Here is a 19,919-nt window from a genome sequence, read left to right on the forward strand (position 1 = left end):
GTCAGGCTCCCTTCCCCGCGCGGCGGTCCGTCGGCTGCGTCACCCGGTCCAGCATCAGGCCCAGGCAGACGATGGCGATACCGGCGATCATGCCGAGGCCCAGGTCGCCCTTGGACAGGCCGGTGACCACGTCGTAGCCGAGCGCGCCACCGCCCACCAGGCCGCCGATGATGACGACGGCGAGGACCAGGACGACGCCCTGGTTGACGGCCAGCAGCAGCGCGGGCCTGGCCAGCGGCAGCTGCACCTGGCGGAGCTGCTGCCAGCGGGTCGCGCCGAGCGACTGCGCGGACTCCATGGCGGCCGGGCTGACCTGGCGCAGGCCCTGGGTGGTGATGCGGATGACGGCGGGCAGCGCGTAGACCACGGCAGCGGCGGCGGCCGGGGCGCGGCCCACGCCGAACAGCGCGACCACCGGGATCAGGTACACGAACTGCGGCATGGTCTGGCAGACGTCCAGCACGGGCCGGAGGATGCGCTCCATGCGGGCGCTGCCGGCCGCGAGCACGCCCACGCCGATGCCGACGACGAGCGTGACGACCAGCGCGGCCAGCACCTGCGACAGGGTGTTCATGGACGGCACCCAGACGCCGAGCACGCCGATGACGGCGAGCGCGACGGTCGCGGTGAGCGCGGTGCGCCAGGTGCCGATGATCCAGGCCAGCGCGGCGACGATCAGCAGCGCGCCCCACCAGGGCAGCGCGGTGAGCCCGTCGCGCAGCGGGTTGAGCACCCAGGAGGTGAAGCCCGCCGCCCAGTCGGCGGTGCCGCCGATGACGGGGATGCCGGAGTAGAGGTGGTCCACCATCCACTCCTTGAAGTGGTTGACCGGCGGCGCGATGTCCACGACGGCCGCGGTCGGCCAGACCGGCGAGCCGGCGGCCCGGCCGGCGACGGCCAGGACGGCCGTCACGACGGCGACCGCGGGCCAGACGAACCGGCCGCGCAGCCACGCGGGCCCGCCGGCCTGCTCGGCGCCCAGCCGTTCGCCCGCCTTGGCGGTGGTGCGGTCCATGACGATGGCCAGCAGCACGATCGGGATGGACGCGGCCAGCGCGGAGCCGACGTCGACCGAGGCCAGCGCCTGGTACACGCGGTCACCGAGACCGGCGGCGCCGATCATCGAGGCGATCACGACCATGGACAGCGCCATCATGATCGTCTGGTTGACGCCGAGCAGCAGCTCCTTGCGGGCCAGCGGCAGCCGGGCGGTCAGCAGCCGCTGCCGGCCGGTGGCGCCGAGCGAGGAGACGGCCTCCAGCACGCCGGCGTCGGCGCCGCGCAGGCCGAGCGCGGTCAGCCGGGCCATCGGCGGGGCCGCGTAGATCACGGTGGCCAGCAGCGCAGCGGGGACGCCGATGCCGAAGACCATGACGAACGGCAGCAGGTACGCGAAGGCGGGCAGCACCTGCATGGTGTCCAGGACCGGGCGCAGCAGCCGGAACATCCGGTCCGACAGGCCGCCGGCGAGGCCGAGGGCCGCGCCCACGACGATCGAGACGAGGACCGAGACGACCATCAGGGCGATGGTCTGCATGGTCGGCACCCACATCCCGAGCACGCCGCTGACCAGCAGCGAGACCAGCGCGGTCGCGGCGATGCGGAGCCCTGCGACGCGCCAGGCGACGAGCGTGACCAGCGCGGTCACGCCGGTCCAGCCGAGCGCGAGGAGGCAGAGGTAGACGGCGCGTACGGAGACGACCACGCCGTTGGAGAGGTGGCCGAGGAAGTAGACGAAGAACCAGTGCGAATCGCGGTTGTTCACGATCCAGGTGCTGGCGTCGCCGAACGGACCGGAGAGGTCGACGGTCAGCGCGTGCGGCCAGACGCCGCTCGCCCACTTGGCGTTGACGAGGGGTACCAGGACGGCGGCCGCGACGGCGAGCACGAGGAGCTTGCCGAGGGCGCCGTGCCGCAGCGAGGCGGCGACGCGCGAGGGGCCCTGAGAAGCGGTGCCCGGCGCGGTGGCGGTGGGGCTGGTCGTGGCGGCGCTCATACGCGCCCCCGCTTCGCGGTACCGGTCGGCACGTTCAGCGCGGCGGCGCGCTGGGCCTCGTGCCAGTACCGGCGGGCCGCTGCGCGCAGCCCCCGCAGGGTCAGCGGCCGGGCGGCCGCGGCACGTGCTCTCGGGTCCAGTGTCACGGGGACGGTGGGAACGGTACGGGGATGCATCAGGCGGCCGCCTCTTCCTCGGCGGGGCCGCCTTCGTCGAGCCGGGCCACCACGTTGAGCAGGCAGGCGTGGTCCACGACGCCCAGGCAGCGGCCGTCCTCGACGACGCGCGCCGCACCGCCGGAGCGGGCCACGGCCTCGATGGCGTCGGAGATCAGCGTGTCGGGGGCGAGCGCGGCGCCCTCGTCGGCCTCGCCGGACTCGGCGGGCCGCATGGCACGGCGTACGGTCAGCACCTGCTCGCGCGGCACGTCGCGGACGAAGTCGCGGACGTAGTCGTCGGCCGGGGAGCCGACGATCTCCTCGGGGGTGCCGAGCTGGACGATCTTCCCGTCCCGCATCAGGGCGATGCGGTCACCGAGCAGCAGGGCCTCGGCGAGGTCGTGGGTGATGAAGACCATCGTGCGGCCCTCCTCCTTGTGCAGGCGGATGACCTCCTCCTGCATGTCGCGCCGGATGAGCGGGTCCAGCGCGCTGAAGGGCTCGTCGAAGAGCAGGATCTCGGGGTCGACGGTGAGCGCGCGGGCCAGGCCGACGCGCTGCTGCTGACCGCCGGAGAGCTGGCCGGGACGGCGCTGCTCCAGTCCGCCGAGGCCGACCTTCTCCACCATCTCCATGGCCCTGGCGCGGCGTTCGGCCTTGCCGACGCCCTGGATCTCCAGCCCGTACGCCACGTTGTCCAGCACCGAGCGGTGCGGCAGCAGGCCGAAGTGCTGGAAGACCATGGCGGCGCGGTGCCGGCGCAGCTCGCGCAGCGAGGACTTGTCCATGCCGCGCACGTCCTCGCCGTCCATCTCCAGGTCACCGCTCGTCGGCTCGATGAGCCGGGTCAGGCAGCGCACGAGGGTGGACTTGCCGGAGCCGGAGAGGCCCATGACGACGAAGACCTCGCCCTTCTTGACGTCGAAGGAGACGTCCCGGACGGCGGCGGTGCAGCCGGTCTTCTCGCGCAGCTCCTGCGCGGACAGGTCGGTGAGGGAGGCGTCCCCCGGGACCTTGTCGGCCTTGGGCCCGAAGACCTTCCACAGCTTGCGGACGGCGAAGACGGCGTCCTGCTCGGGCGCCGAACCGGCGGACTCGGCGGGGGACTTGTCGCTGGCGGATGCGTCGATGACGGTGCCGGCCATCACGCATCACCTCCCTGGGTCGGGGTCTCGGTGAGAATTTCGGCGCACTTCTCCCCCACCATCAGCACGCCGATCATCGGGTTCACGGCCGGCATCGTCGGGAAGACGGAGGCGTCCGCGATACGGATACCGCTCAGCCCGCGAATCCTCAACTGCGGGTCCACAACGGCGAGTTCGTCGTCCGCTGCACCCATCTTGCAGGTGCCGGCGGGGTGGTAAACGGTGTGCGCGGCCTTGCGGACCAGCTCGCTGATCTCCGCGTCCTCGGTCACGTCCGGACCGGGGAAGACCTCGCGCTTGAGCCACTTCTTGAACGGCTCGGCCTCGGCGACCTTGCGCGCCAGCTTGATGCCGTCGACGAGGGTCTGCCCGTCGTAGTCGCCCTCGTCCTCGAAGTACTTGAAGTCCAGGGCCGGCTTGACCTCGGGGTCGGCGGAGGTCAGGTAAAGACGGCCGCGCGCACGGGACTTGGGGATGTTCGGGGTCATCGACACGCCGTGCTCGGGGCGTTCGTAGCCCAGCCGCTCGGGGTTGTCGGTGAAGGGGATCTGGTAGAAGTGGAACATCAGGTCCGGACCCTTGTGGTCCGGGTCCCGCTTCACGAAGAGGCCCGCGTCGGAGTCCATCGCGGAGTTGCCCGGGATCGGCCCGTTGGTCTCCCAGACGATCACCGACTCGGGGTGGTCGATCAGGTTCTCGCCCACGCCCGGCAGGTCGAGCTTGCACTCGATGCCCAGCGCCTCCAGGTCCTTCTTCGGGCCGATGCCGGAGTGCAGCAGCAGCCGCGGGGTGTCCACCGCACCGGCGCAGACCAGCACCTCGCGGCCGGCCTCCAGGTAGATCTCCTCGCCGTCCTTGGTGCGGACGTGCACGCCCTTGGCGACGGTGCCGTCCAGCTCCAGCTGGTACGCCCAGGTCTCCAGCAGCAGCGTGAGGTTCGGCCGGTCACCGGCCTCCATGTGCGGGTGCAGGTAGGCGACCGAAGCGGAGGACCGCTTGTTGTTCTCCGGGTGGTAGGAGAGGTCGAAGAAGCCGACGCCCTCCTCGAAGGGCTGGTCGTTGAAGCCGACGACCTCGGGCACGCCGAGGGCGGTCTTGGCGGCCTCGATCCAGTCGGTGGCGATCTCGTTCTGGTCCTTCTTCGCCACCCGCACGATGTTGTTGCGCAGCTTGCCGAAGTACGGGTCCATGGCCTTGGCGTTCCAGCCGGTGGCGCCCGCGGCCTCCCACTCGTCCCAGTCGGACGGCAGCGGCTTGAAGGAGATCAGCGTGTTGTGCGAGGAGCAGCCGCCGAGGACCTTGGCGCGGCTGTGCAGGATGTGCGAGTTGCCGCGCGGCTGCTCGGTGGTCGTGTACTCGTAGTCCAGCTCGCCGCCGAGCAGGCCGAGCCACTTGCGCAGCGTCAGCACGTCCTCGCGGTCGATGTCGGACGGGCCGCCCTCGATGACGGCGACGGTGACGTCGGGGTCCTCGGTCAGGCGGGAGGCGATCACCGAACCTGCGGTGCCGCCACCGACGATGACGTAGTCGGCGGACATCTTCTTCGCAGCGGGAGGCATGGGTAGCTCCTTGTTTTTTCCAAAGTGCGAGCGGATGCGCAGTGCTTCGGAGCGGGTGTGCTCGGCGGGGCTGCGGATCCGCTGGGCCGCTTCCTTGCGGCGGGGGAGTCCAGAAGGGGGGAAGGGGGCGGGCCTGCGAGGGGGTGGGGGGTGCGGCCGGGCCCCGGGGGCCGGGCGGGCTGCACGGTGCGGCGGCCCGCCCGGTCGTGGCGGGCGGGTCAGCCCGCGAACCAGCGCACCGGCTCCGGGCGCAGGTTCTCGTAGATGTGCTTGCTCTCGCGGTACTCGTCCAGGCCGGCCGGGCCCAGCTCGCGGCCGATGCCGGACTTGCCCATGCCGCCCCACTCCGCCTGCGGCAGGTAGGGGTGGTAGTCGTTGATCCAGACGGTGCCGTGGCGCAGCCGGGCCGCGACCCGGCGGGCGCGCGCGGTGTCACCGGACCACACCGCGCCGGCCAGGCCGTACTCGGTGTCGTTGGCGAGCGCGACGGCCTCGTCCTCGGTGGTGAAGGTCTCCACCGTCAGGATCGGCCCGAAGGTCTCCTCGCGGACGACCTTCATGTCGCGGTGGCACTGGTCCAGGATGGTCGGCTGGTAGAAGTAGCCGCCCTCGGGCCGGACGTCGGACGGCTTGGGGCGCGAGCCGCCGCAGCGTAGCCGGGCGCCTTCCTTGAGCGCGGACTCGACGTACGCCTCGACCTTCTCCAGCTGCTGCTGGGAGACGAGCGGGCCGCACTCGACGCCTTCCTCGGTGCCCCGGCCGAGCTTGATCCGCTCGGCGCGGCGGGCCAGTTCGGCGACGAACCGGTCCTTGACCGACGCCTGGATGATCAGCCGCGCACCGGCGGAGCAGACCTGCCCGCTGTGAATGAAGGCGGCGTTCAGCGCCTGGTCCACCGCGGTGTCGAACTCCTCGTCGGTGGCGCACGCGTCGGCGAACACCACGTTCGGGTTCTTGCCGCCCAGCTCCAGCGCGATCTTCTTCGCGCCCGACACCGCGGCCGCACCGGCCTTGGTACCGCTGACCAGACCGCCCGTGAAGGAGAACAGGTCCACGTCCGGGTGTTCGGCCAGCCGCTGCCCGACGGGCACGCCGGCGCCGGTGACGATGTTCGCGACACCGTTCGGCAGCCCGGCCTCCACCAGCAGCTTCACCAGGTGCACGGTGGACAGCGGCGTGACCTCGCTGGGCTTGATCACGAAGGTGTTGCCGGCCGCCAGCGCCGGGGCGACCTTCCAGCTGGCCTGCAGCAGCGGGTAGTTCCAGGGCGTGATCATCGCGCACACGCCGACCGGCTCGTACACGACGACGCTGTGCACGTCCTCGCTGCCCGCGTCGACGACCCGGCCGCCGCTCTCGTTCATCACGAGGTCGGCGAAGTACCGGAAGGCGTTGGTCACGTCGTCGACGTCGACGCGCCCCTCCTCCAGGGTCTTGCCGGTGTCGCGGCTCTCGATGAGCGCGATCTCCTCGCGGTCCCGCTGCAGGAGGTCGGCGACGCGGCGCAGCAGCGCGGCCCGCTCGGCCGCCTGCGTACGCGGCCACTCCCCCTGCCCGCCGTCAAAGGCCCGGGCGGCCGCGGCGACCGCCGCGTCCACGTCCTCGACGCCGCCTTCCGACACGGTGGCCAGCACCGTCGCATCGGCGGGGTCGAGGACCTCCCGCGTGGCGTCGGATGCGGCAGCCCGCCACACCCCGTCTACGTGAATGGTCTCGATTGCCGACACGTCCGCTCAGCCTTCCACTTTCCTAGCCGTCCTGTGCCTGCCGGTTCACACCAGCAACATCGACCCCTCCCCCCTTATCCGGCCCTCATGCCTAAAACTTCACGGAAGGTGACGGGGGTCACGAAAGTGCGAGCATTACGTCCGAGTTTGCGGTGTTTTCGCGGATAGGTGGGGTCTACAGAGGGGTGTCATGAGCGTCGGCCGGGACACTCCACGCACGGAGACCGGCGTGCGTCTCCGCCGCCCGCGCGATGTCCAGGAGCAGGTGCTCGCAGCCGTGCGCGGCCACGATATGGAGACCCACCGGACAGCCGTCCGCGCCGAAGCCCGCCGGAATGCTCACCGCGGGGTGGCCGCTGAGGTTGAACGCCCACGTCAGCGCCGTGCTGTACCGATCACCCGGTCCTTCGTGCCCATGCGGCTGATTCGGGGTGACCGGGGTCAGCAGGAGCCGGGCCCGCGCGAAGACCGCCGCAAGACGACGGTCGTTGCCGGCCCGGACCGCTTCCGCGGCGGCCGGGTCGGCGCCGGGCGTCCGCAGTGCGAGCCAGGCGTCCGCCGGATCGGCGAGCGCCACCGTCACGTCCTCCACCGGCCGCACGATCCCGGCCGCGGCCAGCCGGTCCGCCGCACGCCGGGCGACCGCCACCGGCTCCGGGTCCGGCGCGGCGAAGCCCAGGTCGGCGGACCAGACGGCGGGGACGGGAGACTCCGTACCGGCCCCGCCGTCCCGCGCCCCCCGCACGCAGCGCCAGTACGCCGCCGCGTCGGACGCGCACCGCGCGAGCACGCCCGGAGCCGCGAGCCCCGTACGGTCCGGCGAGGAGAGCAGACCGTTGGTGGCCTTCAGGCCGAACACGCCGCACCAGGCGGCCGGGATGCGTACCGAACCCGCACCGTCACTGCCCGTGGCCAGCGGTACCAGCCCCGCCGCCACCGCGGCGGCCGAGCCGGCCGAGGACCCGCCGGGCGTCCGGTCCGCGCGCCAGGGGTTGCGGGTACGCCCGCCCCGCCCCAGGCCCCAGGTCTGCCAGGGCGTGCCCGGCCCCGGCACCGACGTCGCCCCGACCGGCACACAGCCGGCCGCCGTCAGGGCCCGGGCGGCGGCGGACCGCGCGCCCCGGACACCCTTGACGCCCAGCGGCACCCCGGCGAGCGGCAGCCGCGCCCCCTCGGCCACCAGCCGGTCCACCTCGCGGGCCCGGGCGAGCGCCTCGTCCCGCCACACCTCGGTGAACGCGTGCAGCTCCGGATCGGCCTCCTCGATCCGTGCCAGTGCCGCGGCCACCACCTCGGACGCGCCGAGGTCGCCTGCCTGCACGGCCGCGGCGACCTGCCCGGCGGTGAGCGCGGCGTACGCTGCCGGTTCCATCAGCGGCCGGGCCCGCCGGACGGCCCGGACGGCGGGCGGGGAATGTGCGGCCGGGCCGGCGCCGCCTGCGGGCGCGTGGCCTGCTGCCCGACCGCCGGTCCGGCCTGCGGTCCCTGCGCCGACTGGCTCCTGAGCCGCGCCGCCTGGGCCACCGGGGCCTGCTGCCCCTGCGCCGCGCCGGGACCGGCGGTGGACAGGGCCCGGCCGGACTGCTCGCGGGTCAGGTACGGCTTCGGCTGCACCTGCCACGGCGTGACGTGCGGATCGACCTCCTTGCGCACCACCCGTTCCATGAGGGTGGCCATCTCCACCGGTCCGATGCCGCCGGGCACCGGCGTGAGGTGCTGCGGGATGTCGTAGGCGTCGCGCCGCACGTCACCGCGGACGCTGCCGTCCGGCTGCGGCACGAAACCGGAGTCGACCACCAGCCGGTGGTGCGGCCGCAGGTGTTCGGGGCCGAGGATGCCGGGGTTGCCGGTGACCGAGACGACGATGTCGGCGTCCCGGACGCGGCGCAGGTCGTCCCCCGCGTCGAGCTCGACGGGGCGGTGGCCCATCTCCTTCAGCTGCGTCACGACGCCCTGGCCCACGAAGCCCTTGGCGCCCACCACCGCGATGGCCGGGTTGTCCTGCGCGAAGGGCTCGACGACCCGGCTGATGCCTTCCGCCGTGGCGCAGGCCCGGTACGGCGACCGGTCCTTCAGCAGCGCGTCGATGTCCTTCTGCGGGTCCATCCGCTGCACCAGCGGCATCAGGTGGGCGGGCGGCGGGAACTGCACGATGACCGCGCGGGTGCGGTCGTCCTGGTTGCACCGCTCCAGCACGTCGGCGAACTGCGCACGGCCGGCACCGGGCGGCAGGACGATGTGGTCGGCGTGGAAGCCCAGGTGCTCGAAGCTCTTCACCTTCTGCTCGGCGGAGACCCTCGATGCCTGGAGGCGCGCCTGCCACTCGGGCGGATCGGTCGCGGCGGGTTCGAAGCGGATGATCGCCACCCGCTTGCCGGTGGGCGCCACGGCGTCCCGGTAGTGCTGGTACAGGGAACGGGCCTGCCCCAGCACCTCCCTGCCGGATACGTGTTCGGTCATCTTCAGCCGTCAGCCCTGGCGTCCCAGCGCGGTCAGCACCTGCGGAACCGGGTCGAGCCGCCGGCCCTTGAGCAGCGCTTCCACCTCCTGCGCCGACAGTGCCCGGTCGCCCCGCAGGTCGTCCTGGTGCCCGCTGCCGGCGTCACCGGTGACCTCGATGCGGTGGAAGGTCTCAGGACCGGTCGGGTCGTCGTAGGAGAACTCCCCGAAGTGGGCGATCCACACGACGGTCCCCAGGTCCTGCGCCAGCTCACCGCGGAGCACGGGCACCACGGCGTCCGCCACGCTGCCGAAGTCGTCGGTGATGCCCCGGTCGGCGGGGTTGCTCGCCAGTTCCGAGACGACGACGACCGTCTGCCGGGCGGCGGGGTCGTGGACCGCGCGGACCAGGGAGTGCGCGGCGCCCGCCCGGCGGTGCCGCCAGTCGACGACGCCGGTGAAGTGGGGGAAGGACGCGTGATTCATGAGTGCTCCCGTTGACACGTGCTTCAGTACTTCTTGAGGGCGGTGACGAGCAGTCCCGCGCCATTGTTCCGCGTGACGAAGAGCCCCGAGTCCTTCAACGGCTGCAGGGGCAGCTCCGTTCCGGCGGGAAGTGCCTCGGCCCTTCCGTCCGCGACCCGCACCTGCGCGACGGTGCCGTCCGTGTCGGCGGCCGGCACGGTTCCGTACGCGATGCCGTCGTCGCGTACGGCGCTGACCAGGATGCCCTTGCGCTGCGTGTCGCCCGCCAGGCACACGCCCTTGTGCTCGCGGAGGTCGAAGACCACGGAGCCGTAGGCCACGTACCGCCCGTCGGCCGAGGTCGCGACCCGTGGCCCGCCCCGGCTGCCCTGGGAGTCGACGTCGGCGGGGGAGCAGGAGGTACTCGCCTGCACCCGGCCGGTCGCCGAGTCGTGCACGGACCAGACCCGGTCCCCGCCCTGGTCCTCCCCCTTGGGCGTCCATTCGGCGACGAGGTGCGTGCCGGCCGTGCCGACGACGTCGCCGTTGAGCTTGTCGTTCGAGCGCAGGTGCCCGGTGGCGGCCCCGTCCGGGGTGACGTCCTGGCTGCTCCACCGCTTCGGCACCCCGAAGCCGCCGTTCAGCGTGCTGACGGCGACCGGGCCCCCGGCCGTGGTCGCGGCGACCCACGCCGTGCACGTGCCGGTGTCGCACTCGGTGCCCAGCTTGCTCCCGTTGCCGTAGCTGGTGACCTTCCCGCTCGCCATGTCCACCGAGGCGCTGTACGTCGCATAGCCGTCCCAGTGAAGGACGAGCCCCGCGCCGCCGTCGCTGACCTCGAGGTCATCGGGGTCGGCGTTGACGGAGGTGGAGCCGTCCTCGTCCTTGAGGGGCACCGCGACCCGGTGCGCCGGGGCGACGTTCTCACCGGAAGCGTCGAGGGGGAAGATCTGCAGCTCCACGAGCTCCTTGCCGCTGTTCAGTTCGTCCTTGCCCCGGACGCCGTGCGCCCAGGCGACCACGTAGTCGCGGCCGTCCTGGTGCACCGTGGTCACCCCGGGCAGCTCCGGGTCGTCCGACTGGAAGGAACTGGCCTCGGTGACTTCGGACAGCGGCGTCGGCGGGACCCAGGGCTTGCCCGTCCACTCGATCCTGCCGGTCGCGGCATCCCTGACCTGCACGGCGTATCCGGCCTCGGCCACCGTGGTCAGATAGGCGACCTTGCCGGCCGGGACCGACGCCGCGACGGGGACCGTCCGGGCGTTCTCCGGCAGCCAGGTGAGCTTCTGCTGCCAGCCCTCGGTGGCGCGGTAGCCGGACGGCGCGGAGATCTCCGTCAGCGGTGCGGCCGTGGGGCTGCTCCGCTTCTTCTTGGCGGGTTCCCCGTCCGCAACGGGGCCGGTGCCGCTGCATCCGGTGACGAACGCGCCCGCCAGGAGCAGGCACCACAGCGCCTTCGCATTACGCACGTGCTTCCTCACTTCTGCGCAGTATTCGGGTCAGCGCGACCGGGTGGGGCCGCGGTCGGGCCCCTGGGAGGGCCGGGGTGGTGCCGGGGGCCGTGCCGCACGGCGGGGTGCAGGGTTCACCCGCTGGGGGTTCGCCACCGCCCGCCGGGGCTCCCTCGCCTCTTCCTCCGTGGCCCGCAGCAGCCGTACGGCGGCGGCGAGCGCTTCGTCGAGGGTGGCGAAGAGGACCGCGGGAGCGGTGGGACCGGCGGGGGTGATGCCCACGGTGACCCGCCACAGGCCGTGTACGTGCTTCACCACGACGGTGCGGCCTTCGTGGCGCAGCCTGATGACGGCTTCTCCGCCGGGCTCCGCCCGCACCTCGAGGTCCAGGTCCGCGTCCCCGGCCGCTTCGGCGGCCTCGCGCAGCCGCCGGGCCTCCGAGTGCTCCACCGTTCCCCGCTCCCCTGCCCGGTCAGCCGTCGTACGCGTCGACCTCCGGCGCGGCCTTGGGGCGGTGCGCCCCGGCCTTGCAGCCGGCGAACGGGCCGGACGGGTCGCGCAGTTCGAGCATGGCCGGCCCCAGGTGGTCGCGGTGCCACACGGCGGGACCGCTGGCCCCCGACGCCGGGTCGGTGAGCTCCTGCCAGGCGAGCCAGAGGGCGTGCAGCCGGGCCACCGCCTCCTGGTGCTCCCACCAGCGCGGGCACCAGGGCGCCTGGGAGCGCGGCTCGCGGCCGTAGACCGGCACCAGCAGGCCGTTGACCCACATCGCGAGATTGCGCAGCTCCTCGGCGTACTCCTCGCCGTCGAGGTAGAGGATGAAGGGCGGCGCCTGCATCTCGGCGCCGCCGTCGAAGGTCTGTGCCGTCACGGTTTCTCCATCACTGTCCGCGCCGCGCGCGCCGTCATCGCCTCTGTCTCCGCCCGGGCCGCCGCCTGGATGCGCTCGGCCCCCGGCTCCTTGAACCAGGGCCGCAGCCGGATCAGCGCCGGCCGGATGCCGGTCGCCAGCAGCAGCGCCGTGCCCTTCGGCAGTGCGCGGATGCGGTCCACCGGCATCACGCGCTCCTGCCGGTACGACGTCGAACGCGTCCGGCCGTCCTTGCTGCGGGAGACGCTCACCGTGCTCACGTCGTGCTCGCCGACCAGCTTGGAGACCTTCTCCACGAAGTCGGCGTCGTCCAGTCCGGCACCCAGCAGCTTGATCGTCGCCGCGCTCCACAGCGCGTCCATGCCCGCCTCGCCCCACACCCGGCTGCCCTGCCGGTAACTCTGCAGCAGCGTCACGACGTTGATGCCGCGCGAGCCGAAGTGCGAGTACAGGTCCGGCAGGTCGGAGATGCGGCAGACGTTCGCCGCCTCGTCCAGCACCGCGGTCATCGGCGGGTCCAGCCGGCCGCCCTGCCGTTCCGCCGCCACGGCTCCCGCCCGCATCACCGAGTCGGCCAGGGCCGCGATGACGCCGGCGGCCGAGCCGCCGCCGTCCTTGGAGAGCAGGTACAGCGTGTCGCGGCTCAGTGCGTGCCGCTGCGGCGAGAACTGCGCGACCTGCGGGTCCGGCGTCACCCATGCGGCGATCCTGGGGTCCAGCAGGCAGGACACGCACTGCCGGGCGGTCTCGTAGATGCCGTCGCGCGTCTCCACCGCGCCCTGGATGGTGCCCTGCAGCTGCGCAGCGAGCGCCGGCATCTGCGCGTCGTTGAGCAGGTCGATCGGGGTGCGGTCGGCCGGGTCGGCCAGCCAGCCCAGCAGCTCGGTCACCTGCCGCTGCCCGCGGTTCGCGGCGTGCAGCAGCGCGGTGAGGGTGTTCTGGGCCGCGGAGATCCAGAAGTCCTTCTTCGAGGCGTCGTCGTTGACCGCGCCGACGAAGTGGCCGGCCAGCCGCATGGCCCCCTCGATGGTCGACGCCTCCGCCAGCATGTCCCACCACATGGTGCGGGGGGTGTGGGCGATGCCCTGCGGGTCGAACGTCCATACCGTTCCGACGCGCTCCCGCTCGGCCTTCGTGACCGTGTAGACGTCGGCCTTGTTGGACGTCAGGATCACCGGGCCCCGCGCGCGCAGGGTGCGGGGCACCGCGACGCCGGTCGACTTCCCGGACCGCGGCGCCATCAGGTGCAGCTCCACGTCCTCGTACGAGGAACGCAGCTCCGGCCCGTTCGGTTCGAGATTGCCCAGCAGATTGCCGGTGTCGTCGGGGTCCAGCCGGCCCGTCCTCGGGAGCGAGGGGCGCAGCGAACGGGCCTTGGCCGCCGCCTCCTTGGGCAGCAACACCGCCAGTTCCCGCTTTCCGGCCAGCCCCTTGGGCTTGGCGGTCCGCCGGCGGATCGCCGTGATCACCACGACGAGCAGCACGATCGCGAGCAGGAAGAGCACGACGATGCCCGCGACGACCGCTCCCACCGGGGCGTCCGGCCACAGCGCCGACGGTCCCTGCTGCACGAGGTCGGCCATGGACCGCAGGGAGAACGGCGGCGGGTTCCAGCCGGCGCCGGACACGGCGGCACCCAGCGTGCCGCCGAACCATGCGCCGAAGAACGCCAGGAAGCAGAAGGCGGCAACGGCGACGATCAGCCACGGGAGCACGTCGTCGGCTCCCGTACCGCCCTTCCGGCCCCCCGTGTACGGCTTGCTGCTCATCCCCGTGCCCCTATGTCCTCCACCGGATTACCGGCCCCGACCCAGCGGGTGTTGGTGTTGTGCAGCTCGCGCTCGGTGTCGGTGATGGCCACCCGGATCGGGATGCCGGGCCGTCCGCCCACCTTGATCAGGAAGCGGCCGCGTCCCGGCGGCTCCTCGTTCCCGCCGGTACCGGCCCAGCCCGGCGGCGAGGACCAGGACGACACCAGGTCGATCTCGCGCTCGGAGAGCCCGACGATGTTGCTGAGGTCCTGCATCTCCGCCTTGGGGAGACCCGCGCAGACCACCATGCCCGCGCGCTCGACGAAGCCACGGGCCTTCGCCCGGTCGGACTCGCTGCCCAGGGCCTCCGCGTCCTTCAGCGTGTGCGTGATCTTCGCGTCGCCGAGGCCCAGCGAGCGGTTGAGGCGGGTCAGCGCGTCGATCCGCTCGACGATGCCGGACGCCGCACGGAGCGGACGCCACAGCTCGTCGAGGACCGTGAAGAACCAGCGCCGCGGCGCGAGTCCCGCATCGGAGAGCGCATGCGCGGCGGCGACCGTACCCAGCCCGTCCGACCAGGCCGCGAGCATCGCCGCCGCGGTCAGCTGGGTGTCGGCCTCACCGATCCGGGAGATGTCGATGCACACGGCCGGCGCGTTGGGGTCGATACGGGTCGAGGTCTCGGAGGCGAAGGTGGAGCCCAGCGGACCGTCCAGGATGCCCAGCAGCGACCGGTGCAGCGGGTCGACGGCCTCCCGGTACCGCGCCATGTCACCGCGGTCCAGCGTCACGGCACGCACCCGGTCCGGCCCCTCGTCGAGGACCCGCAGCAGGTCGGGCAGGAGCGGCGCGCGCCCAGCGGGCGTGCGCTCCCGCAGGTGGTGCAGGCACGCGGAGACCACCGACATCTCGTGGTCGCCCATCGGCTGCCCGCGCACGATGGTGATCAGCGCGGCGACCATGTTCAGGACGCGGCCGTGCGCCTCGGACGTGAGCGCCCGCCCGGCCTCGCCGCCCAGCCGCTCCGCCGCCTCACCCATCGCACCGGGGTCGAGGACGTTGATGCCGCCGACACCACGGCCGATGGAGATGACCTGGCCGCCCAGGGCCCGCACCGTGTCGGCGTAGTCCGGCTTGAGGTCACCCAGCACCAGCGGCACGACGCCGGTCGCGGCGAGACCGATGAGCATCCGGTTGACCAGCGTCGACTTCCCCAGGCCCGGCATGCCGAGCATGAAGAGGGACGGGTTGGAGATGTAGCGGGCGCGGGTGAACCACGAGATGGGGTCCCCGCAGACGGTCGCGCCCGTGTGCAGGTGCTGGCCGAGCGGTACGCCGGTCATGGGCGCACCGGACCCGGCGGCGAACGGCCACAGGCCGCAGGCCTGCACCGTGGTGGCACGCCACATCGTCGGCGGGTCGAGGTGCGCGACCTGGCCACCGCCGGGTCCGTACCAGCCCCGGGCCGGAGCCACGGGGACGCGGGGCGCCGCCTTGCGCGCCGGGGGCTTCTTCTTGCTCACAGCGCCTCCCGGATCTCACGCGGCATCAGCGTGTGCTCCCACGGCAGGATGCCGACGGGCAGCGTGCAGGTGAACGCCGACGCCTGCATGCGGTCCGCGGGCCGCATCAGCACGCGGGACGACGCCTGGAGGTTCCGTACGGTCGTGGCGGCGTCCGCGAGCTGCTCCTCGCTGTCGACCGTCACCGTGAGCATCAGCGAGAACTCCACCAGACCGGCGCCCGCGGCCTCCTCGGCGGCCGTCTGCTCGGCGGCCCGCATCTCACTGGACGCACGGGCCTGGACGAGACCGCGCCCGGAGGAGGCGGTGAAGTGGGCGTTGCGCCGGTCGGCCTCGACGATGCGGGCCGAGGTGGCCGGGTCGATCGGCCGGTAGACCAGGCACACGCGCTTGCGCCGGGTACCGGGGGCCGGCTCCAGCAGGCCGCGCAGCACGTTGGAGCGCACGGTCCCGCGCGGCGCCAGGGTGAGCAGCCAGCTGCGGGAGACGCCCGAGTCGTGCTGGTAGGAGGTGACCGACTCGATCGCCGCGGCCGGCCCGGCGTCCTCCCATTCCAGCCCGGTGGACTTGTTCTCGGCCCGCGCGGACAGCACGTCCGGCGCGATCGCCGGGTCGTACGCGACGCGCACGGTCTCCGCGATCTGCTCGGCGGAGAGCGGATACGCGGCGCCGCCGCCCGCCGCGATCAGGCCGGACAGCAGGCCGGGCAGGCGGATCGCCAGGTCGGTGACGACGGTCTCGGGGTCGCGGCGGGTGCCCACCGTCCCGTACGTCAGAGTGACGTAGGTGTGCATCTCCGAGGACGCGGACGGGTAGCGCTCCACGACCTCCTCCATCACCGCGCGAGCGGCGGCCGGGGCGTCCGGCGAGAGCCGGGGCAGCACCTCGGCGGCCAGCCGGGTCCCCGTGTCGGGCGCCGTCTCCACCACCACGGACGCGCCGCGCAGCCCCGGTTCGTGGGACAGCCGCGCCAGCCAGTCGCCCCACGAGGCGACCCAGATGTCGACCTGTTCCCCGTCGATGAGCGAGCCGCCGTCGGGCTCACAGGCGAGCACGACCGTGTACAGGTTGCGCCCGGGGTGGTGCAGCACGCCGAACGGGCGGTCGTACGCGTCCCTCCCCTCGCGCATCTTCACCCGGGCCAGCAGCCCGGGCGGGGAGAACCGTCCCCCGGGCCGCTGCGAGAGCGGGCCGGAGACGTAGATGTGTGAGCCTTTGGACTTCCTGCGCATCCAACCGATCCGAACTGCGAGCAGCTGATAGATGTTGCGCCCGTCCACCGTGCGGACGGCCACGGGTGCGACGAGCAGAAACAGCGGTACGAGCACGGTGATCGCGGCCATCAGGGAGATCAGGGAGGCCAGCAGTACGACCACCAGTCCACCGAAGGTGGCGACCGTGCCGAGCAGGCCGAGCGGTCCCAGCCCCGGCCGTCTGGGGCGTCGCCAGTTCCCGTACGTGGGACGCGCGACTTCGGAGGCCATGCGATTCCTTTCAAAGAGTCCCTGCGACGCCGGGCGGCGCCGGTGCGCCGCCCTTTCCGCCCCGGCCGGCAAGACGCCCGCACCCGGCGGCCGGGGCGGCCCGCGTCACGGGCCCGCTATTCGTTGTGACCCTTGTTTCCGTCGTTGTCGCCAAGGGAGTTGACCACTTCGCTGGCTGCCTGGACGCCGGTCTGCACGGCAACTGCGGCTGCCTGCACGGCTGTCGCAGCACCGGCCGTCGCGGCCCCGCCGGCAGCCCCCGCACCGCCCCCGGCAGCCCCCGCACCGCCGCCGGCCGCGCCACCGCCACCGGCGGACGCGCCGGCGCCGCTGGAGGGCGAGCCCTTGGGCGCGCTGGAGGCACCACCGCCGCCACCGCCGCCCGCTCCGGCACCGCCGCCACCGCCACCACCGCCGACGCTGCCGCCGGCGATGCTGACGGCACCGGTCGCGATGTTGTTGGCGGCATTGATCGCCACGGACCCACCGGATGTGTCACCGAGCGCCGCGGTCGCCGGCACGACGAGCTTGAGGAGGGCGGGGAGCGCGAAGATGCCGAGCAACAGGACACCCAGTCCGGCGATGATCTGGTTCAGGTCACTCGTGTCCTTGGTCATCGCCGTACCGGCATAGAAGATGAGCGCGGCGGCCGGCTTGTACAGCAGCCAGGCAGCCAGCCATCCGATGTGCTTCTTCCACCAGCCGCCGCCCCACCCGGTCATCGACGCCGCTGCGGACAGCGGCAGGGTGCCCACGAGCATGACGAGGACGCCGATGCGGAGGTACATGAGGATGACCTGCACCACGATCGCCAGCACGCTGAGCAGGCCCAGGATGATCACGATTCCCGGACTCGTGGCGGCCATCGGAACCAGCGCACCGACCAGCTGTGCGCCGTTCTTCCCGATGTGCGCCTGCTTGTAGATGTACTCGGCGTACCTGTCCGAAGCGGTCGTGAGGGCCTGCATCGCGGTGACCGACACGGCGGACACCAGGACGACCCGCCACATGCCGTGGAAGGCCTGCTGCATCGACTGGCCTTTTCGGTCCAGCGCCATCCGGATCGCAGCGATGAGCAGGGAGGCGACGGCGACGTACCCCACGAGCCAGTTGAGCTGGCTCTGGATCGCATCGATCGGACTGTGGCCCTGGTAGACGCCGTCGGCGTCCACCTTCATCCACATGCCGTTCAGGGTGTGCATGACCGCGTCGACGGCCTTGCCGATGGCCTCGGCGAAGGCCCGGACGGCACCGCCGAAGGCGGACTTCGCTACGGATTCGGCGCCCCCGGAGATCTTGTCAGCGCCCCAGCTGACGGCTTCTTTCCCGCAGTTGATGGGATGTTTGATGCAGTCCCCGACGCCCATGTCAGCTGCCCCACTTCACGAAGCCTTCAGGCCCGGAGGTCTGCGAGAAGCCGCTGTACGGCGAGCCGTTCGGCTGCGGATCCACCTTCCAGTCCCCGTCGAGCCACTTGAGGGAAACGGAAGCAGTGGCGTACTCCTCACCCACCTTGAGAAGGATCTGGACGGTCGCCTGCTCCTTGGCGTAGGTCAGGACCGAGAAGCCGTAGAAGTTGCCGCCGGACTCCTGGGTGCTGTTCCGGGGGTCGTCCTTTTCCTTGGCGCGCTGCTTGATCAGCTTGTCGCGCGCCGCCCCGGGCACGAACTGCTTCTCGACGACGTCGCGCCAACCGGGGTAAGGCAGCTTGTCCGTGATGGCGTTGACGGCCAACGCCGCACCCATCGGGGTGTGCGCGTAACACGACCAGATGTTGCCGTCGAACTTCTTCGGACCGTAGGTCGCGGAGACCGGGACCGGAACAGTGCCGTAGGTCTTCCACAGCATGTCCGCCGGCGCCTTCGTCGGCTTCTCCTGGTCGCTGTCGTCCGTCTTGCAGCCGGCCGGCCGGTCGTCGGCCTGCGAGTCGTCACCCTGGGACGCCGACGGCGAAGCCTTCGGCCTGGTGTCGTCCTGCGCCGGCGGCTCCGACTCCCCACCGCGCACCACGAGCGCGACGGCGGCAACCACGACCACGGCCAGCAAGAAGACCGCTGAGACGATCCATCCCCGCTGCTGCCAGAACGGCTTCTCCCACTCGCCGCTGGAATCAGAGCGCTTACCCATCGGTTAACTCCCTTTTCGCTTCGTCAGAAGACGAAGTTGACCAGCGGACCGGCGGTGGCGACCAGGACGCAGCCGCCCAGCACCATGCCGAGCCGGCCCATGTGCTCGGAACCCTCGCCCCGGCGCAGCGACATCGCCATCATCGCGCCGGTGATCAGTACGCCGGCGACACCGGCCGCCGTGCCCGCCCAGGCCACGATTCCCAGCACCGTGTCGACCTTGTCGGTGAGCGCCTTCGGGGCATCGCTCTTGGGCTGGGGGACACCCCCATCGGCGAGATAGCGGTAGATGTCTGCCTTCTTCACGGCCTTCTCCTTATTACGTTTTTGGGGCTGCTCGCCCACGATTTCTTCGAATCGGTATCGGTGACGGACAGGAATCCCTCTCCTGTCCGCGCGTCCACAGCCCACCAGCAAGTTCACGCACTCGCGGTGGAGTTGGGGTGGCTAGAGGATGAAATTCACGACGGGCCCCGCAGTGGCCGCGATGATGCAGGCCCCGAGCACGGTGCCGAGCTGGACCAGGTGTTCCTGTCCCTCGCCCTGGCGGATCGACAGCGCCATCCTGGCCCCGACGATCAGCAGCCCCATGACACCCGCCGCGGTCGCCACCCAGGCGACGATTCCCATGACTTCGTTGAGCGGGTCCGTCACGTACGAGGGCGGCGCCCCCGCCATCAGAAATGCCGTCACAGTTGCTCCACTCCTACTGAACGGGGTGCCCGACCAGCCGGGCGAGGGCCAGCAGTTCGCGCGGTATCGAACCGTCCAGCTTCGCGCCGGTGCGCCAGGCCGCGACCCACGGCACCCGGTGCACGGCGACCGCGGACCCGAGGATCTTGATCCGCTGCTGGAGCTCCCGCGGCAGCCGGCCGGGAGCGTCCGCAACGAGCACAACGGCCGCGATCTGCAGTCCGGCGGGCTGCTCGCCACGTCGGAACAGGTCCAGCGTCTGCGACACCCCACGCAGCCCGACCGCGTGCGTACGCGCGACGAGCAGGAGCGTCGACGGTTCGCCGCGCGCCGGGTCGGGCCATCGCTGACCCACGTCCGCGCCACCGAACAGCGTCGCCAGCGTCGTCGCTCCGGCGCCTCCGTGGACATTCACCCAGGAGAACTGCTGTGGAGTGGCTTGCTGTTCGGCTTCGGACTGACGTTCCGCGAGCGCCGTGTCTCCCCCGCCACTCACCGGCCCTCGGACCCAGATTTCGGGCCCAAAGGGCG

General features: G+C 72.2%; 19 protein-coding genes. All 19 read right to left on the minus strand.

What is annotated here, in order from left to right; translation table 11 throughout:
* Position 1 precedes the first annotated feature (1 nt).
* On the minus strand, positions 2 to 1,996 hold the full coding sequence (locus tag C3486_RS11865) for a proline/glycine betaine ABC transporter permease (RefSeq protein WP_103832595.1): 1,995 nt from the start codon (positions 1,994 to 1,996) through the stop codon (positions 2 to 4).
* On the minus strand, positions 1,993 to 2,172 hold the full coding sequence (locus C3486_RS37230) for a hypothetical protein (RefSeq protein ID WP_103832596.1): 180 nt from the start codon (positions 2,170 to 2,172) through the stop codon (positions 1,993 to 1,995). The genes C3486_RS11865 and C3486_RS37230 overlap by 4 nt, the downstream gene beginning before the upstream one ends.
* Positions 2,172 to 3,299, minus strand: a complete 1,128-nt coding sequence (locus C3486_RS11875; protein WP_103832597.1) for a glycine betaine/L-proline ABC transporter ATP-binding protein — start codon at positions 3,297 to 3,299, stop codon at positions 2,172 to 2,174. The genes C3486_RS37230 and C3486_RS11875 overlap by 1 nt, the downstream gene beginning before the upstream one ends.
* Positions 3,299 to 4,858 (minus strand): GMC family oxidoreductase, encoded by a 1,560-nt coding sequence (locus C3486_RS11880; protein ID WP_258052719.1) that lies wholly within the window; start codon positions 4,856 to 4,858, stop codon positions 3,299 to 3,301. Before C3486_RS11880 ends, C3486_RS11875 begins: the two co-directional genes overlap by 1 nt.
* 218 nt (positions 4,859 to 5,076) lie before the next feature.
* Entirely contained in the window at positions 5,077 to 6,585 is a 1,509-nt protein-coding gene (locus C3486_RS11885) for an aldehyde dehydrogenase family protein (RefSeq protein ID WP_103832598.1), read from the minus strand.
* Between the two features lie 175 nt (positions 6,586 to 6,760).
* Entirely contained in the window at positions 6,761 to 7,957 is a 1,197-nt protein-coding gene (locus C3486_RS11890) for an amidase (RefSeq protein WP_103832599.1), read from the minus strand.
* Positions 7,957 to 9,045 carry a tetrahydrofolate dehydrogenase/cyclohydrolase catalytic domain-containing protein gene (locus C3486_RS11895; RefSeq protein ID WP_103832600.1) on the minus strand — a complete coding sequence of 363 codons (1,089 nt, stop codon included), beginning with the start codon at positions 9,043 to 9,045 and terminating at the stop codon, positions 7,957 to 7,959. Before C3486_RS11895 ends, C3486_RS11890 begins: the two co-directional genes overlap by 1 nt.
* A 9-nt stretch (positions 9,046 to 9,054) precedes the next feature.
* Positions 9,055 to 9,510 (minus strand): hypothetical protein, encoded by a 456-nt coding sequence (locus tag C3486_RS11900; protein WP_103832601.1) that lies wholly within the window; start codon positions 9,508 to 9,510, stop codon positions 9,055 to 9,057.
* Positions 9,511 to 9,533: 23 nt separating this feature from the next.
* Entirely contained in the window at positions 9,534 to 10,958 is a 1,425-nt protein-coding gene (locus C3486_RS11905; RefSeq protein WP_103832602.1) for a hypothetical protein, read from the minus strand.
* 30 nt (positions 10,959 to 10,988) lie between these two features.
* On the minus strand, positions 10,989 to 11,390 hold the full coding sequence (locus C3486_RS11910) for a hypothetical protein (protein WP_103832603.1): 402 nt from the start codon (positions 11,388 to 11,390) through the stop codon (positions 10,989 to 10,991).
* A 22-nt stretch (positions 11,391 to 11,412) separates the two neighbouring features.
* Positions 11,413 to 11,778 carry a DUF4913 domain-containing protein gene (locus C3486_RS11915; protein WP_103832629.1) on the minus strand — a complete coding sequence of 122 codons (366 nt, stop codon included), beginning with the start codon at positions 11,776 to 11,778 and terminating at the stop codon, positions 11,413 to 11,415.
* A 29-nt stretch (positions 11,779 to 11,807) separates the two neighbouring features.
* On the minus strand, positions 11,808 to 13,580 hold the full coding sequence (locus tag C3486_RS11920; protein WP_103832604.1) for a type IV secretory system conjugative DNA transfer family protein: 1,773 nt from the start codon (positions 13,578 to 13,580) through the stop codon (positions 11,808 to 11,810).
* Positions 13,577 to 15,085, minus strand: a complete 1,509-nt coding sequence (locus tag C3486_RS11925) for an ATP/GTP-binding protein (RefSeq protein ID WP_258052721.1) — start codon at positions 15,083 to 15,085, stop codon at positions 13,577 to 13,579. The genes C3486_RS11920 and C3486_RS11925 overlap by 4 nt, the downstream gene beginning before the upstream one ends.
* Positions 15,082 to 16,569: an SCO6880 family protein gene (locus C3486_RS11930; RefSeq protein WP_103832605.1), complete on the minus strand. Its 1,488-nt coding sequence runs from the start codon at positions 16,567 to 16,569 to the stop codon at positions 15,082 to 15,084. The genes C3486_RS11925 and C3486_RS11930 overlap by 4 nt, the downstream gene beginning before the upstream one ends.
* Positions 16,570 to 16,685: 116 nt before the next feature.
* Entirely contained in the window at positions 16,686 to 17,936 is a 1,251-nt protein-coding gene (locus tag C3486_RS36920) for a hypothetical protein (protein ID WP_146074986.1), read from the minus strand.
* A 1-nt stretch (position 17,937) separates the two neighbouring features.
* Entirely contained in the window at positions 17,938 to 18,696 is a 759-nt protein-coding gene (locus C3486_RS11940) for a hypothetical protein (protein WP_103832606.1), read from the minus strand.
* A 23-nt stretch (positions 18,697 to 18,719) separates the two neighbouring features.
* A complete protein-coding gene (locus C3486_RS11945) occupies positions 18,720 to 19,001 on the minus strand; it encodes a hypothetical protein (protein ID WP_103832607.1) in 282 nt (93 codons plus the stop codon).
* Between the two features lie 141 nt (positions 19,002 to 19,142).
* A complete protein-coding gene (locus tag C3486_RS11950) occupies positions 19,143 to 19,388 on the minus strand; it encodes a hypothetical protein (protein WP_258052722.1) in 246 nt (81 codons plus the stop codon).
* Positions 19,389 to 19,401: 13 nt separating this feature from the next.
* Complete coding sequence (locus tag C3486_RS11955) at positions 19,402 to 19,803, minus strand: hypothetical protein (protein ID WP_308461236.1); 402 nt, start codon at positions 19,801 to 19,803, stop codon at positions 19,402 to 19,404.
* Between the last annotated feature and the right edge of the window lie 116 nt (positions 19,804 to 19,919).

This window comes from Streptomyces sp. Ru73 (assembly GCF_002920575.1).
Taxonomy (GTDB): domain Bacteria; phylum Actinomycetota; class Actinomycetes; order Streptomycetales; family Streptomycetaceae; genus Streptomyces.